This is a genomic window from Leekyejoonella antrihumi, from assembly GCF_007845645.1.
Taxonomy (GTDB): domain Bacteria; phylum Actinomycetota; class Actinomycetes; order Actinomycetales; family Dermatophilaceae; genus Leekyejoonella; species Leekyejoonella antrihumi.
Map to the genome: position 1 here is coordinate 74876 of NZ_VCQV01000005.1, position 14101 is coordinate 88976.

The 14101-nt window shown below is 66.8% G+C and carries 17 protein-coding genes and 1 pseudogene; 8 read left to right on the forward strand and 10 right to left on the reverse strand.

Features of this window, described 5'->3' with window-relative positions; genetic code table 11:
• Positions 1-51 precede the first annotated feature (51 nt).
• Complete coding sequence (locus FGL98_RS25765) at positions 52-987, forward strand: dihydrofolate reductase (RefSeq protein WP_222432024.1); 936 nt, start codon at positions 52-54, stop codon at positions 985-987.
• Between the two features lie 254 nt (positions 988-1241).
• Here FGL98_RS25765 and FGL98_RS27045 read toward each other — a convergent pair whose 3' ends face one another.
• The 8 genes and pseudogenes from FGL98_RS27045 to paaA all read right to left on the reverse strand — a co-directional run bounded on the left by FGL98_RS27045 (position 1242) and on the right by paaA (position 6325).
• Positions 1242-1526, reverse strand: a complete 285-nt coding sequence (locus tag FGL98_RS27045; RefSeq protein WP_146315785.1) for a hypothetical protein — start codon at positions 1524-1526, stop codon at positions 1242-1244.
• Positions 1527-1620: 94 nt separating this feature from the next.
• Positions 1621-1914, reverse strand: a pseudogene (locus FGL98_RS27050) (PIN domain-containing protein); the annotation flags it as partial.
• Positions 1902-2168, reverse strand: coding sequence for a type II toxin-antitoxin system Phd/YefM family antitoxin (locus tag FGL98_RS05280; protein ID WP_146315692.1), 267 nt, complete (start codon positions 2166-2168; stop codon positions 1902-1904). The gene FGL98_RS05280 and the pseudogene FGL98_RS27050, both read right to left, overlap by 13 nt.
• A 347-nt stretch (positions 2169-2515) precedes the next feature.
• A complete protein-coding gene (gene paaE / locus FGL98_RS05285) occupies positions 2516-3637 on the reverse strand; it encodes a 1,2-phenylacetyl-CoA epoxidase subunit PaaE (RefSeq protein WP_146315693.1) in 1122 nt (373 codons plus the stop codon).
• Entirely contained in the window at positions 3634-4128 is a 495-nt protein-coding gene (gene paaD / locus FGL98_RS05290) for a 1,2-phenylacetyl-CoA epoxidase subunit PaaD (RefSeq protein ID WP_342779947.1), read from the reverse strand. The genes paaE and paaD overlap by 4 nt, the downstream gene beginning before the upstream one ends.
• Positions 4129-4133: 5 nt before the next feature.
• Positions 4134-4916: a 1,2-phenylacetyl-CoA epoxidase subunit PaaC gene (gene paaC / locus FGL98_RS05295; protein ID WP_246136381.1), complete on the reverse strand. Its 783-nt coding sequence runs from the start codon at positions 4914-4916 to the stop codon at positions 4134-4136.
• Positions 4917-4988: 72 nt separating this feature from the next.
• Positions 4989-5288: a 1,2-phenylacetyl-CoA epoxidase subunit PaaB gene (paaB, locus tag FGL98_RS05300; protein ID WP_146315696.1), complete on the reverse strand. Its 300-nt coding sequence runs from the start codon at positions 5286-5288 to the stop codon at positions 4989-4991.
• Entirely contained in the window at positions 5285-6325 is a 1041-nt protein-coding gene (gene paaA / locus FGL98_RS05305) for a 1,2-phenylacetyl-CoA epoxidase subunit PaaA (protein WP_146315697.1), read from the reverse strand. The genes paaB and paaA overlap by 4 nt, the downstream gene beginning before the upstream one ends.
• 85 nt (positions 6326-6410) lie before the next feature.
• On the opposite strand from paaA, the gene FGL98_RS05310 reads away from it, so the two are divergent.
• On the forward strand, positions 6411-6962 hold the full coding sequence (locus tag FGL98_RS05310; RefSeq protein WP_246136382.1) for a GNAT family N-acetyltransferase: 552 nt from the start codon (positions 6411-6413) through the stop codon (positions 6960-6962).
• A gap of 63 nt (positions 6963-7025) precedes the next feature.
• Here FGL98_RS05310 and FGL98_RS05315 read toward each other — a convergent pair whose 3' ends face one another.
• Positions 7026-7208: a hypothetical protein gene (locus FGL98_RS05315; RefSeq protein WP_146315699.1), complete on the reverse strand. Its 183-nt coding sequence runs from the start codon at positions 7206-7208 to the stop codon at positions 7026-7028.
• Positions 7209-7524: 316 nt separating this feature from the next.
• Positions 7525-8244: a FadR/GntR family transcriptional regulator gene (locus FGL98_RS05320; protein ID WP_246136383.1), complete on the reverse strand. Its 720-nt coding sequence runs from the start codon at positions 8242-8244 to the stop codon at positions 7525-7527.
• A gap of 154 nt (positions 8245-8398) precedes the next feature.
• On the opposite strand from FGL98_RS05320, the gene FGL98_RS05325 reads away from it, so the two are divergent.
• From FGL98_RS05325 to FGL98_RS05350, 6 genes are all read left to right on the forward strand, one after another.
• Entirely contained in the window at positions 8399-10045 is a 1647-nt protein-coding gene (locus tag FGL98_RS05325; protein ID WP_146315700.1) for an L-lactate permease, read from the forward strand.
• 92 nt (positions 10046-10137) lie between these two features.
• Positions 10138-10839: a (Fe-S)-binding protein gene (locus FGL98_RS05330; RefSeq protein WP_146315787.1), complete on the forward strand. Its 702-nt coding sequence runs from the start codon at positions 10138-10140 to the stop codon at positions 10837-10839.
• Positions 10836-12365: a lactate utilization protein B gene (locus FGL98_RS05335; protein WP_222432026.1), complete on the forward strand. Its 1530-nt coding sequence runs from the start codon at positions 10836-10838 to the stop codon at positions 12363-12365. Before FGL98_RS05330 ends, FGL98_RS05335 begins: the two co-directional genes overlap by 4 nt.
• Positions 12362-12997 (forward strand): LutC/YkgG family protein, encoded by a 636-nt coding sequence (locus FGL98_RS05340; RefSeq protein ID WP_146315701.1) that lies wholly within the window; start codon positions 12362-12364, stop codon positions 12995-12997. Before FGL98_RS05335 ends, FGL98_RS05340 begins: the two co-directional genes overlap by 4 nt.
• A 170-nt stretch (positions 12998-13167) precedes the next feature.
• The gene (locus FGL98_RS05345) at positions 13168-13521 is read left to right on the forward strand and encodes a hypothetical protein (RefSeq protein WP_146315702.1); all 354 of its coding nucleotides are present in this window, start codon (positions 13168-13170) and stop codon (positions 13519-13521) included.
• Between the two features lie 325 nt (positions 13522-13846).
• Positions 13847-14047 carry a hypothetical protein gene (locus FGL98_RS05350; RefSeq protein ID WP_146315703.1) on the forward strand — a complete coding sequence of 67 codons (201 nt, stop codon included), beginning with the start codon at positions 13847-13849 and terminating at the stop codon, positions 14045-14047.
• The last annotated feature ends 54 nt before the right edge of the window (positions 14048-14101 follow it).

A 14101-nucleotide genomic window follows, 5' to 3' on the forward strand; every position in this document is an offset into this window, starting at 1 on the left:
ACAAAGTTCTACGCTCGCAAGCTCGCTCCGATGCTTTGCGGGTGCCCCAGCATGACCATCACCCTGATCGCGGCGGTCGCCCGAAACGGAGTCATCGGACGCGACGGCATGATGCCCTGGCGCGTACCAGGTGAGCAGAAGGGATTCAAGGCCGCGACGATGGGTCACCCGATGATCATGGGCCGCAAGACTTTCGAGTCGATGGGTGCACTGCCGGGGCGTCGCAGCATCGTGCTCACCCGCGACCCGGGCTGGTCCAGCGGGGACGTCGAGGTCGCACACTGCCTCGACGAGGCGCTGCACCTGGTCGGCGACGACGACGTCTACGTCACCGGCGGCGCCGAGATCTACCGGCTGTTCCTGCCCTACGCCGACCGACTTCTGATATCGGAGATCCCGCTCGACGCCAAAGGCGACACAACCTTCCCCGACTGGCCGTTCGCGAAATCCACCACCTGGCGGGAGACGAGCCGGGAAGCACATGACGGCTGGCAGGTCGTCGGCTGGGAGCGAGCTCGTCCGCGCACTCAGGTGGAGCTCGGACCTCGGATCGCCCGCGGGGCCACGCTGAAGCTCGGCGCCATCGCCGCAGTGCGGCGCGACAATCTGCTGCTCCTGACCCGTCGGGAGGACAACGGTCTCTGGTGCCTGCCCGGTGGTGGTGTCGACGCCGGTGAGAGCTGGGCCGAGGCCGCCGTGCGGGAGGTGCGCGAGGAGACCGGCCTCGACATCGAGGTGACGAGTGTGCTCGGTGTCTACACCAACCCCGGCCAGGTCGTCGTCTACGCGGACGGGCGCAGGAGGCAGATCTTCGGGGTCTGCTTCCGCGCGCAGGTGCGCGACGGCACAGCCGGGCTCTCCGACGAGGTGACCGAGGTCCGCTGGGTCACCAAGGACGAGGCCGCGGGCCTGCCGATCGTCCCGTTGCACCGGGATCTGGTGCCCCAGGCGTTCGAGGCACCGGACGCTCCCACCACGTTCGTCTGAACACTTCGCTGCCCGAAAGTGATTCGCAGGATGCGGTCGTCTCCCTGATCGGCCGATCACCGGCCGTCCGTATTGGAAGTCGTCACGCACAGGGCTGCAATTTTGGGCTCTACCGGTCAACGAGATCGCAATTCCCCGCCCTTCCACCCAGTTTTAAGGCAAAGAACTGCGATCTCGACGGTTGAGCGTCCAGGATCGATGAGGGGCAGTTCCAGCGCCACAAGAGGATCTCCTTCGTTGGCGGGTTGTCGTTCTCAGGAGGTCCGCGTGCCGATGGGGGTTGGCGGAAGCGAGTACATGGCCGGCGAGGGTGGCCGGGAGGTTGGCTCTGCCATCGATCGCGGCGAGATGGAGTCGTGTATCGAGGGCAACAGGTGGAACACGTAATGATGCGCACCATGACCGGGCAATGGACGCGGGCCCACGTATCCGGAGACGCCACGATGACTCGGGAGGAACTCGACGCCGGCAGCGCCCGTGTTCAGCGCGCCGTCGGCCAGGCTGCCCGTGCCAGGGGTAAATTCGGCGATCAGGTGCAGGCAAGGGACAGTGGTCGGGTAGCTTTCCGAAGCGGGCCCGTTTGTCGGTGGTCAAGACGATTTGGTCGGCGGCACGGGCGGTAGCGGCGATGATCAGGTCGTGCGCGCCGCACCCGCTGCTGCCGGTGCGTTGCACATAGGCCAAGAGCGCGGCGTGGTGTTCGGCGACATCCCGGTCATACTCGTGGACGGGAAGGATCTGTAGGACCTCGTCGAGGAACGCACGCTGAGCCGACGAGCGGCCGGGGTCGGGGTCAGTTCCTGCGAGGTACTCAGCCACGGCAACCGCTGGTATGGCCACATCGTGGCTGTCGCCCAGCGCGGCGACGTCGAGGTTTCCTCGCACGCCGGTGATGATTACACCGGTGTCGAGGATCAGCCTGCCCACGGGTTGGCGTCCAGCTCCTCCGAGGCAGCCTCGGGTGCGGCAGCTACGCGGACGGCCAGGGTGTCGTCCAGGGCGGGGTTGCTGTGCCAGCGCTCGAATACGGCTCGAAGCGCGGCCCCGTTGGCTCGCGGTGCGGGGGCGATCGTCGCTACGCGTCGACCGGCACGGGTAACCACAATGGTCTCGCCGCGCTCCGCCGAGTCGAGCACTGCCGAAAAGCTCCGCGATGCCTCCGAGGCCGTCATCTCCCGCATAGTCTCAGACTATTAGAGTCGGTCGTTCAGATCTTGGTGAGAGATGCTCCGACAATGGATCGGCCGGTGACCCGGGCCGGTGGCCGGCGTTCCGCATAGCCCACCCCCGGCGGAATGTCGGCCGCCGATGCTCCCCATCCGCTCCGAGGCCGTCGAGCCGTCGTCGGTGACGACCGTTCGACAAATGGGCTGGGCTGATGCGAAGCCCTCGCTCTGAGCTGGGCGGAAACGGTGACGTCTCGATGATCAGTCATCGTATGCGGACTGTGCCCGGCGTGGATCGCAACCCTCGGGTCTCCGGCGAAGAGCCGGAGCAGGCTCGCCGGCGGAGACCTTCGTGGCTTGGCTCAGGCGTCGTAGTCGAGCGTGACCTCATCGGTGACTGGATGCGACTGGCACGCCAGCACGATGCCGGCCGCGACCTCCTCCGGCTCCAGGGCGTAGTTGCGGTCCATGCGGACCTCTCCGGTGACCACGCGTGCTCGACAGGTGCCGCAGACACCGCCGGTGCAGCTGAAGGGTGCGTCCGGGCGCTCCCGGAGGGTGGCCGCCAGAATGGTCTCCTGCTTGCTCGGCATCTCGACGCGTGTGGTGCGGCCATCCAGGTTGACGGTGACAACGGCCTCGGCAGGCGCGCCGGGCCCGTCCAGGATGACTGGGGCGGGTTGACCGACCTCGTCCACATGGAAGACCTCATGGTGCACGTGGTGCGCGTCGACCCCGCGCTCATCGAGCATCTCGCGAGCCGTCTCGACCATGCCGAAGGGGCCGCACAGATACCACTCGTCGACGGTGTCGACCGGCACGAGTGCGGTGAAGAACGTCTCGAGCTTGTCGCGGTCGATGCGACCGGTGAACAGCTCGACGTCCTGCGGCTCTCTGGACAGCACGTGGATCAGGTGGAAGCGCCCCGGGTAGGTGTTCTTGAGGTCCTCGAGCTCCTCGAGGAACATCACACTGTCGGTGCGCCGGTTGCCGAAGATCAGCGTGGCACGCGATGCCGGCTCCTCCTCCAGTGCGGTGGCCAGCAGCGACAGCACCGGGGTGATGCCCGACCCCGCGGCGATGGCCACGTGGTGACGCTGGGCCGTCCGGTCGGTCGGGCAGATGAAACCGCCGAGCGGTGACATGACCTCGATGCGGTCGCCGACCTTGACCTCATGGTTGAGCCAGACGGACATCGCCCCGCCTTGCACCTGCGAAGAGCCGACCCGAACTTCATGTCGTGCCAACGCTTCCGAGCGCGGTAGGCAGATCGAGTAAGAGCGTCGCACGTCCTCGCCGTCGATGTCGGCGCGCAGCGTGAGGTGCTGCCCCGGCTCGTAGGCGAACGTATCGGCAAGTTCCGGCGGCACGGCAAAGGAGACCGCCACGGCCCGATCGGTCAGGCGCTGCACCCGCGACACGGTGAGCTCGTGGAACTGGGGCCGACGGCGCTTGGTCGGGGTCGACAGCAGACTTGCACTCATAGTGACTTGAACTCCTCGAATGGCTCACGGCACGAACGGCACCGGCGCAGTGCCTTGCACGCGGTGGCACCGAAGTGGGACAGCTCCTCGGTGTCGCTCGAACCACATACCGGGCAGGTCACCACGCGACGCCCGAGCGACACCGCCACCGGCCCACTGGGGGACGATGTCGTTGAGGGCGGCGCGATCCCGAACCGCTCAAGCGCCAGCTTGCCGCTCTCGCTCATCCAGTCCGTGGTCCACGCGGGCGTCAACCTGGTCTCCACCTCGGCGGTGTAGCCGGCCTGCCGTGCCGCGTGCTGAATCCCCTGCTCGATCGACTTCATCGCCGGGCATCCGCTGTAGGTCGGCGTGATCGTCACGTGCACCCGACGTTGAGCCTCATCGACCACCAGCCCGCGAACGATGCCGAGGTCATCGATGGACAGCACAGGGATCTCTGGGTCGGGAACGGCCCTGATCCGTTCCACCACAGCGCGTTTCGTGGCCACGTCGGTCACCATGTCTTGGCATCCGGGTGCGAGCGGGCAATGTGCTGCATCTCGGCCAGCAGGTATCCCATGATCGACGAGTGGATGCCGTCACGGCCGCCTCGGGCGTGACGCTTTGGCTCGTCTGGCATCGTCAGGGTCGCCTCGGAGACGGTGTCTGTCACGAACTTCGTCGCCGCCTCGCGCAGTTCGCTGGGTCGCACGCCGACACCGGCCTGCGCCGCAGCGGTGCTCGCCGGGTCCTCGACAAAAAGCTCGTCAACGAAGGGAGCGACTCGCTCGAGCGCCGACTGCATGCGTTCATGCGAGACCTGGGTGCCGTCACCGAGCCGCACCACCCACTGGCGCGCATGGTCGCGGTGATAGGCGACCTCCTTGACCGCCTTGTGCGCCACTCCTGCAACGGTTTCGTCGGTCGAGGCGACCAGGCGCGCATACAGCTCTGCCGCGTAGGCCGAGAACCACAGGAGCCGCGCCATCTCGTCGCCGAAGTCGCCCCAGTCCTGCTCGACCAGGTGGACGTTGCGAAACTCTCGCTCGTCCCGGAAGTAGGCCAGCTGGTCCTCATTGCGTCCGGTGCCGTCCAGCTCGCCGGCGCGGGTCAGCAACGCCCGCGCCTGACCGAGCAGGTCGAGACCGATGTTGCCCAGGGCCATGTCCTCCTCGATCTGCGGAGCGCGCGAGATCCACTCCCCCAGCCGCTGCGCATAGATCAGCGCGTCGTCGCCAAGACCGAGCACGTAGCGCGCCAGGACAGAATCAACTTGGAGCCCAGTTGGTTCCGTCATCTCTTTCTGCACCTCTCTCATCAGATCGGGGTTCCCGCGAAGCATCGGAGCGAAGCGGAGAACTTCGTGGGGTTAGAGGTATTCCACGTCGTCGGGGACGTCGTAGAACGTCGGGTGGCGATAGACCTTGTCACCGGCCGGGTCGAAGAAGGACTCGCGCTCGTCCGGGCTGCTGGCGGTGATGTTGTCTGCCTTGACCACCCAGAGCGAGACACCCTCCTGACGCCGGGTGTAGAGGTCACGCGCATTGCGCAGCGCCATCTGCGCGTCGGGCGCGTGCAACGAGCCGGCGTGGACGTGCGACAGGCCGCGCTTGCCACGGACGAAGACCTCCCAGAGCGGCCAGCTGCGTTCACCCTGCTTGGTGCTCATGCCACGGCTCCTTCTTCACGTGCCGACGACTTGTCGGCATATGCCGTGGCGGCCTCGCGGACCCATGCGCCATCGTTGTGCGCAGCGAGGCGGTGCGCGATGCGCTGGTCGTTGCAGGCGCCGTCGCCGCGCAGGACGGCCTTGAACTCATCCCAGTCGATCTCACCGAAGTCCCAGTGTCCGCGCTCCTCGTTCCACCGCAGGTCCGGGTCCGGCAGCGTGAGACCAAGCTTCTGCGCCTGCGGCACAGTCATGTCGATGAACTTCTGCCGCAACTCGTCGTTACTGAATCGTTTGATGCCCCAGGCCATCGACTGCTCGGTGTGTCCGCCCTTGGCGGCTTCGCCGGTGTCCGGTGGGCCGAACATCATCAACGACGGCCACCACCAACGGTTGGCCGCATCTTGTGCCATCGCCTGCTGTCCGTCGGTGCCGCGCACCAGGGTCCACAGGATGTCGAAGCCCTGGCGTTGGTGGAAGGACTCCTCCTTGCAGACCCGGATCATTGCACGCGCATACGGGCCGTAGGAGCAGCGGCAGAGCGGAACCTGGTTCATGATGGCGGCACCGTCGACCAACCAGCCGATCGCGCCCGCGTCGGCCCAGGTCAAGGTCGGGTAGTTGAAGATCGAGGAGTACCGCTGCCGACCGGAGTGCAGCTTGTCGAGCAGCTCGGCGCGGTCCACGCCCAGCGTCTCGGCCGCGGAGTAGAGGTAGAGCCCGTGGCCCGCCTCGTCCTGGACCTTGGCCATCAGGATCGCCTTGCGACGCAGCGATGGGGCGCGCGTGATCCAGTTGCCTTCCGGCTGCATACCGATGATCTCGGAGTGCGCGTGCTGCGCGATCTGGCGGATCAGCGTCTTGCGGTAGTCGTCCGGCATCGCGTCGCGAGGCTCGATGCGCTTGTCGGTCGCGATCAGCTCGTCGAAGTCTCCGCCTTTGCCACGCGTGGTTGCCTGATCCACGACGGCATCGAGGGCACCCCCCTCGGCGGCGTTCAGCGGCTCATTCGGGTCCACGAAGTCGGTGCCGTACATGACTTCAGTATGCCCGCTTATTACAGGTGGATGCAATTCTGCATCCAAAGTGTCACAACACTCAGTGGGTTGCGAGACTGGCCCGATGAGTGACGCCAGCGTTCGGACCGCCCGCACCGCCGATGTTGCGGCAGTCGGTGAGGTCCAGGCCGCCGTCTGGCGTGAGGCGTATGCCGATGTGCTGGCTCCCGAGATCATCGCCGCCTTCGAGCCCCACGCGTTCGCGGCGGCGTGGGAGCAGTCACTGCGTACTCCGCCGTCGAGCTGGCACCGACTCATGGTCGCCACCGAGGTGAACCAGGTCGTCGGGTTCGCCGCGTTTGCGCCGACCGACGAGAGCGGCGTCGCAGAGATTCTCGCCATGGGCGTGCACCCCGAGCATCAGCGGCTCGGTCACGGGTCGCGACTGCTCAATGCCACTGTCGACACGCTGCGTGTCGGCGACTTCACGCAGGTCGAGCTGTGGCTCCTCGTCTCGGACGAGCTCAGCCGGGCCTTCTTGGAGAAGGCCGGACTTCACCCGGACGGCGCCTGGCGGGACAGGGTCATCGACGAGCATGGCGGCACGGCGCGCGAGGTGCGGCTGCAGGCGCAGATCAGCGATCCGCAGGAGCCGGACGCAGTGCAGCCGTTGTAGTTGGGGTCGCGAGCGCTCCGCCCGCCACCCCGGCCGAAGCCGGGATGGTCGGCGATGTGCAGCTCAGGTCCGGGGCTGGGCCAGCGCGGCGCACTGGCCCGGGGCCCGACCGCCGACCGTCATCCCGTTCAGCAGCACCGTGGCCGAGTCCAGCGCCGTGACGTTGCCGCCCACGGTGATCGTGGAGCTCCCCGTCGAGTCGACGGTGCACTCATGGAACGCCTCCCCGCCGGTCTGGCGCGGCAAGCGCCGGCCCCGCCGAGAACATCATTGTCCCCGCGACAGCGACGACTCCCAACATCTTCGAACGAATTCTCATGCTCATCAATCGACGTCTCGTATGTACTCTCTATCGATCACCGAGAGAAACGTACGTAGACCACTTCGCTGTCGTGCCGCAACGCCGGCCGGCTGAACACTTCCGGACCCTTCCGCTCGACGCCCGATTGCGGACTGTGTCGAGCGTGCTCCGCACCGATCACCGGTCAATGAAGTAATTCAGCCGGGTGGCCGGCTACAAAAAAAACCCGCACTCGCCCATCCGGTGGTGCACCTACCTCCGTCAGCGGTCGTGCAACCACGACATCCGGGCGAAGGCCGCCCGGATGTGCTCCTCGACGAGATCGGCGGCCTCATCCGCCCGGCGCCCCTCGATGGCCGAGAGGACCGCATGGTGCTCGGTGCGAAGCAGCCCCCGCACGCGCTTCCAGTCGTCGAGGGCATACAGCCCCTCCAGGATCGGGTCACGCATCGATTCCCGGATGGCCACCGTCAGGTCGGTGGCCAGCCGATTGCCGGCGGCCTCCGCGATGGCGACGTGGAACTGCGTGTCGTGGCCGTTGAACTCCTCGATGCTCAGCCCGTCGTCGTCCATCAGCTCGACCTGGGCGCGCATCCCGGCGAGCTGCTCTGAGTCCGCACGCTGCGTTGCAAGGCTGGTCGACAGCCGTTCGAGCACGACGCGCACCTGCGTGACGTCGGTGGCGGGAAAGCTGGCGAGCGCGACGTGCATTCGCAGCAACTTGGTCAGAGCCTGATGCGGCACCCCCGTGACCGTCGTACCTCCCGAGCCACCGGCGCCGACCGACGACCGCAGCACGCCCGAAGCCTGCAGTGTGCGCACCGCCTCGCGCACGGCGGGACGACTGACGCCGACACGCAGCGCAAGGTCGCGCTCAGCAGGAAGGGTGGAGCCGACCACCAGCTCACCGCTGAGGACGCGCTGCTCGACCCAATCCACGACTTGCTCCCAGGCCTTCTTGGAGGTCACCTCGCTGGACATCACCTGAGCGTATCCGGCCGCCTTCATTCCACACATCTGCCCCGAACCCCTGGTAGCGTACAGATCACCCTATTGGTATTACCATTCACGATGCGGTCTACGCCCTGTCCAGTGTGTCCACCGCTTTCGCACACGCCCCGTGGAGATGCCGCCGATGTTCCACCAGATCCTCGACCCGCTCGGTTCCATCGCAGGTGACACCCTCGTCGCCCTCGTCCCCGTCGCTGTCCTGCTCTTTCTGCTCGCCGTCCTACGAATGTCCGCCTGGCTCGCCGTCATTATCGGCTCCGCAGTGACGATCGCTCTCGGCATCCTGATCTGGAAGGCACCGGTCGGCGACACGTTTGCCTCCTACGGCCTTGGCGCCGCCACCGGCATCTGGTCGGTTGACTGGATCGTGTTCTGGGGCGTCATCATCTACAACACTCTGGTCGCCACCGGTGCCTTCTCCGACTTCAAAGGATGGTTGGTGCGCCAGGCCACGGCCGACATCCGGGTGCAGACCCTACTGATGGCCTGGTCGTTCGGAGCGCTCATGGAGGGACTCGTCGGCTTCGGCTACCCATGGGCCGTCGTCGCACCGATCCTGATCGCCCTCGGCGTCGCCGACCTGGCCGCGATTCGCGTGGCCGCTCTCGCCAACAACGCGCCGGTGTCCTTCGGCGCACTGGGTGCGCCGATCATCGGGCTGGCCGCCGTCACCGGCTTGCCATTGATGGCTCTGTCACAGTCGATCGGTCGCATCGTGGCCATCCTTGCGCTCGCCCCACCATGGCTGCTCATCTACCTCGTGAGCGGCAAGCGCGGCATCAGGACCGGCTGGCCCCTGGCGATCGTCGGATCGCTGGGATACATCGCCGGACAGTTCCCCGTCGCCGAGTGGGTTGGGCCTTACCTGCCCGACATCACGGGCGCCATCGTCTCTTTCGCCGCGATCTTCCTCCTGCTGAAGGTGTGGCGCCCCAAGGAGATTCTGGGCTTTGGCGGCAGGCCGCTCACCGAGGCGGAGATCCGCGACCACGAGACCGGCACGTCGGCGGCCGCTGATGATCCGCACGCCCTCGCGGGGCCCGCAGGGCCTGCCCGGGTGGTCCGCTCGCTGATCCCGTTCGGCATCTTGGTGGTCGTGGTGATCGCGTGGACCGGCCCGTGGTCGCCGCTGACGAAATGGGTGCCGTTCAAGCCAGAGGTGAGCTTCGTCGGATCCCTGTCCGGACAGGTCGGCTCCGAGGCCTGGAAGTTTGCCCCTGCTGTCGCGGGCACAGCAATCCTGGTGTCCTGGCTGCTGATCATGGCCTATCTTCGGCCGACCATGAGCCACCTGGGCTGGGTCTTTCGCGAGTCGTTCCACCAGATGTGGGGTGCGCTGCTGGTCGGTCCGTTCATCTTCGGTCTCGCCTACGTCTTCAACTCCAGCGGCATGGCCAACTCCATGGCGAACGGGTTCGCCAAGGTCGGCACCGTCTTCATCATTCTTGCGCCCGTCCTCGGCTGGATCGCCGTCGCGCTGTCCGGCAGCAACACCTCCTCGAATGCTGTCTTCGGGCACTTTCAGTACACTGTCGGCAAGCTACTCGGAGCACCAGTGCTGCTGTTCCCGTCGTTGAACTCCATCGGTGCCGAGGTCGGCAAGCCGGTCGCGCCACAGACCGCGAGCGTCGGCGTCGCCACCACGAAGTTCGTGCGCAGCGAGGGCCAGGTCATCCGCTACAACATGGCCTGGACCCTGGTGATGTTGGCCTACCTGATCCTGATCGGTTGCCTCTACTACTTCGTGTTCCCTGCGGCCATGAAGCTCTGAGACACCTGCCATCTCCATCTCCATCTCTTCCGGAGTACGCATTGAGTTCACCACCACCCGTCGCACTCTTCGCGACCTGCTTCAACGACACCATGTTTCCCGGCACGCCCATCGCCACGACCCGGTTGCTGGAGCGGCTCGGCGTGCAGGTGGACTTTCCCGCCGCCCAGACCTGCTGCGGGCAGATCTTCACCAACACCGGGTATGCCGATGAGGCTGTGCCGCTGGTCCGCGCCTTTATCGACGTCTTCGGGTCCTACGACCACATCGTCGCGCCGTCCGGGTCCTGCACCGGGTCCGTGCGCGAGCAGCACCTCACCCTGGCGCAACGCTCCGGTGACCCCGGGCTGGTCCGGGAGGTCGAGGCCATCACACCGCGCGTGCACGAGCTGTCCGAGTACCTGGTCGACGTGCTGGGCGTCACGGATGTCGGCGCCTACTTCCCGCACCGGGTGACCTACCACCCGACCTGCCACTCTCTGCGCATGCTGCATGTGGGCGACCGGCCGCTCCGGCTGCTGCGCGCGGTGCACAGCATCGACCTGGTCGACCTGCCCGAGGCCGAGGAATGCTGCGGATTCGGCGGCACCTTCGCGATGAAGAACGCGGACGTCTCGGTGGCCATGGGGTCGGACAAGGCCCGGCACATCCGTGACACCGAGGCGGAAGTCGTTGTGGCCGGTGACAACTCGTGTCTGGCCCACATCGGAGGTCTGCTTGAGCGGCAGCGCGCCGGCGTGCGCACCATGCATCTCGCGGAGGTCCTCGCCTCCACCCAGGAGGAGCCCGCATGAAAGTTGCCCCACAAGACCTTCACCAGAACGACCTGCCATTGGCAGCAACTTCGTCCACCTTCATCGGTATGCCGAAGTTTCCCACGATGGCGCGAGCGGGCCTGGACAACACGGTGCAACGGCGCAACCTGCAGCACGCAACGCATACGATCCGGGCTAAGCGAGCGGCGGTCGTCCATGAGGTCTCCGACTGGGAGGCCCTGAGGCTGGACGGGGCGGCCACCAAGGACCAGGCGCTGGACCACCTGGCCGACTACCTCGTGCAGCTCGAGGACAACCTCACGGCCGCGGGCGCCACCGTGCACTGGGCGCGCAACGCCGACGAGGCGTGCCGCATCGCCGTCGACCTAGTGCAGGCCACCGGCGCCAGCGAGGTCGTCAAGGTCAAGTCGATGGCCACCCAGGAGATCGAGCTCAACGAGGCCCTCGAGGCAGCGGGCGTCAGCGCCTGGGAGACCGACCTCGCCGAGCTCATCGTGCAGCTCGGGCACGACCGACCCTCACACATCCTGGTGCCTGCAATCCATCGCAACCGCAGTGAAGTTCGAGAGATCTTCCTCGACGAGATGAGTCGAGTAGGTCGTGCGGCACCAGAAGGACTGACGGATGAGCCCGCCGATCTTGCAGAGGCCGCACGCGCGCACCTGCGCGAGAAGTTCCTTCGCGCCAAGGTGGCGATCTCCGGGACCAACTTCGCGATCGCCGACACCGGGACACTGGTCGTCCTCGAGTCCGAGGGCAACGGACGAATGTGCCTGACCCTGCCCGAGACGCTCATCTCGGTCGTGGGCATCGAGAAGGTGCTGCCAACCTGGGACGACCTGGGCACCTTCATGCAGCTGCTCCCCCGGTCGAGCACCGGAGAGCGGATGAACCCGTACACCTCCACCTGGACCGGAGTGACTCCGGGCGACGGACCGCAGGACGTGCACGTGATCCTGCTGGACAATGGCCGCACCCACGTGCTGGCGGACGATCTCGGCCGGCAGGCACTGCGCTGCATACGGTGCTCGGCCTGCCTGAATGTGTGCCCGGTCTACGAGCGCGCTGGCGGACACGCCTACGGTTCGGTCTATCCCGGTCCGATCGGTGCTGTGCTCACGCCGCAGCTACGCGGGACGAGCACCCCGATCGACAAGTCGTTGCCCTTCGCCTCGAGCCTGTGCGGCGCCTGCTTCGAGGTGTGTCCGGTGCGCATCGACATTCCCAAGCTGCTGGTCGCGCTGCGGACGCAGGTCGTCGACGAGAAGCGTGGGGGGCTCCCGACCGGCGAGGCGGCCGCGATGAAGGCAGCCTCGTGGGTCTTTGGAGACCACAAGCGGCTGGTCGCGGCACAGCAGGGTGTCACGGCGTCGGCACGACTCCTCAAGGGGCGGCCCACGATCGGGCGACTGCCCTGGCCGGCATCGGCCTGGAGCGACGCGCGCGACTCACCCGCACCACCTCGAGAGACGTTCCGGCAGTGGTGGTCTCGCACGCACATCGACGACTCCGGCGCCTCATCGGCCGAGGGGAGCCCGTCATGAGCAGCGCGCGTGATGAGATCCTGCAACGGATTCGCACCGCTCACACCGCTGCCGGGGCACCCGAGCCGATCCGACGGAGTGCGCCCGCCACAGAGCGCGATCGCGCGGAGGTGCTGGACGTCTTCGTACGGATGACGGAGGACTACCGCGCCGTCGTCGAACGCTGCACGCAGGAGGAGCTCCCCGGCCACATCGCCCGGACGGTCGAGACCGCGAAGGCAGCGCGCATCGGCATACCGCCGGACCTGGATGAGCGATGGACCGCCGAGATTGCGGGCACTGTGGTTGTGGATGACGGCCTCAGCACTGCGGAGCTGGACACCATCGATGCGGTCGTGACCGGCGCCACCGTCGGCATTGCCGACACCGGCACGATCGTGCTCGACCACTCCGGCAACCAGGGCCGCCGTGCCCTGTCGCTGGTGCCCGACATGCACGTGTGCGTGGTGCTCGAGAGTCAGGTCGTTGCCGACGTGCCGACCGCGGTGCGGGGTCTGCGACCCTCCGTCGACGCGCATCGTGCCCTGACCTGGATCAGCGGTCCGAGCGCCACCAGTGACATCGAGCTGAGTCGGGTCGAGGGCGTGCACGGTCCGCGGACCCTGCACGTCATCCTGGTGGCCGGCGCCTGACGCCGCCGCTTGCTCGATCCCGCACCAACGGCGTCGGCGAGATCCCCCGCAAGAGCATGACTTCTCGCCAACACCCGCGTTGTCCACCGCTGGTCAGCAGGCCGTCAGCGTGTCCACAGGCGCGCGGATTCGATCTGGCACTTCACACGTCACGACCACATGATCGATGCGTGACCACTGCTACCGAACGGCGTGAGCGGCGCGCTGCAGTCCATGAGATCGCACTGCGGCAGGACCTCATCGTCACGCGCACACAGCTGATGAAGCTCGGCGTCAGCGAGAGCGCGATTACGGCCGAGGTCGACGCGGGACGCTGGCGGCGTCTCGGCATACACACGTTGTGCACGCACACCGGCGATCTGAGCCAACGGGCGCTGTGGCGGTATGCCGTGTGGGAGAGCGGCTGCGCTGCTGCTCTCGATGGTGCCGGCGCGCTTCAAGCCCACGATCTGCAGGATTCACCGAGGAGCAGATCCACGTCTCGCTCCCTCGCGGCCGGCATCGACCGCACGTGCCCGGCGTGATCCATCACTATGTGCACGATCGGTTGCCGGACGAGATCCAGCAGCGCAGCATTCCCACCGTGCACCCGGCAGTCGCCGGCGTGCGCGGGGCGGGCCTGGGCCCGCTCCGACCGGCAGGCGGCCCTCCTGCTCGTGATGCCGGTGCAGCAGCGCATCGTGCCGCTGGCCCTGCTGACCACGACATCCGTCCCGGGTCGGCATTCGCAGTCGTCGAGCACTCATCCGGCAGCTTGTTCAGGACATCGTCAATGGCGCGCACGCGCTCGGCGAGCTCGACTTCACCGCGCTGTGCCGCGCTCGCGGACTACCGGAACCCGATCGGCAGGTGGTCCTGCCAGACGCCTGGCGGGTGCAGCACTCACAGGGGCTTGCACCCATCGACGACGCCTTGCACCAGAACGGGGTGACCTTGCGCAGCGACACCGTGCTCCACGTATCTCTGCTGGGATTTCGTCTCGACCCGGATGCGTTCATCGACCAGGTCGAGCGAGCCCACGTCCATCTGGGCTCACGCATCCGCCGATGAGCGAAGTTGGTGAGATCCCTCGCAATAGGACGACCTTTCGCCGATATCCAGGGC

Excerpts from the sequence above, each read along its gene's own strand:
- paaA (WP_146315697.1), bottom strand. The coding sequence starts at position 6,325 with ATGTACGGCACCGACTTCGTGGACCCGAATGAGCCGCTGAACGCCGCC.
- FGL98_RS05320 (WP_246136383.1), bottom strand. The coding sequence starts at position 8,244 with ATGTCCAGCGAGGTGACCTCCAAGAAGGCCTGGGAGCAAGTCGTGGAT.
- FGL98_RS05280 (WP_146315692.1), bottom strand. The coding sequence starts at position 2,168 with ATGCGGGAGATGACGGCCTCGGAGGCATCGCGGAGCTTTTCGGCAGTG.
- FGL98_RS25765 (WP_222432024.1), top strand. The coding sequence starts at position 52 with ATGACCATCACCCTGATCGCGGCGGTCGCCCGAAACGGAGTCATCGGA.
- FGL98_RS05340 (WP_146315701.1), top strand. The coding sequence starts at position 12,362 with ATGAGCAGCGCGCGTGATGAGATCCTGCAACGGATTCGCACCGCTCAC.
- FGL98_RS05310 (WP_246136382.1), top strand. The coding sequence starts at position 6,411 with ATGAGTGACGCCAGCGTTCGGACCGCCCGCACCGCCGATGTTGCGGCA.
- FGL98_RS05330 (WP_146315787.1), top strand. The coding sequence starts at position 10,138 with ATGTTTCCCGGCACGCCCATCGCCACGACCCGGTTGCTGGAGCGGCTC.
- paaB (WP_146315696.1), bottom strand. The coding sequence starts at position 5,288 with ATGAGCACCAAGCAGGGTGAACGCAGCTGGCCGCTCTGGGAGGTCTTC.
- paaE (WP_146315693.1), bottom strand. The coding sequence starts at position 3,637 with ATGAGTGCAAGTCTGCTGTCGACCCCGACCAAGCGCCGTCGGCCCCAG.
- FGL98_RS05335 (WP_222432026.1), top strand. The coding sequence starts at position 10,836 with ATGAAAGTTGCCCCACAAGACCTTCACCAGAACGACCTGCCATTGGCA.
- FGL98_RS05325 (WP_146315700.1), top strand. The coding sequence starts at position 8,399 with ATGTTCCACCAGATCCTCGACCCGCTCGGTTCCATCGCAGGTGACACC.
- paaC (WP_246136381.1), bottom strand. The coding sequence starts at position 4,916 with ATGACGGAACCAACTGGGCTCCAAGTTGATTCTGTCCTGGCGCGCTAC.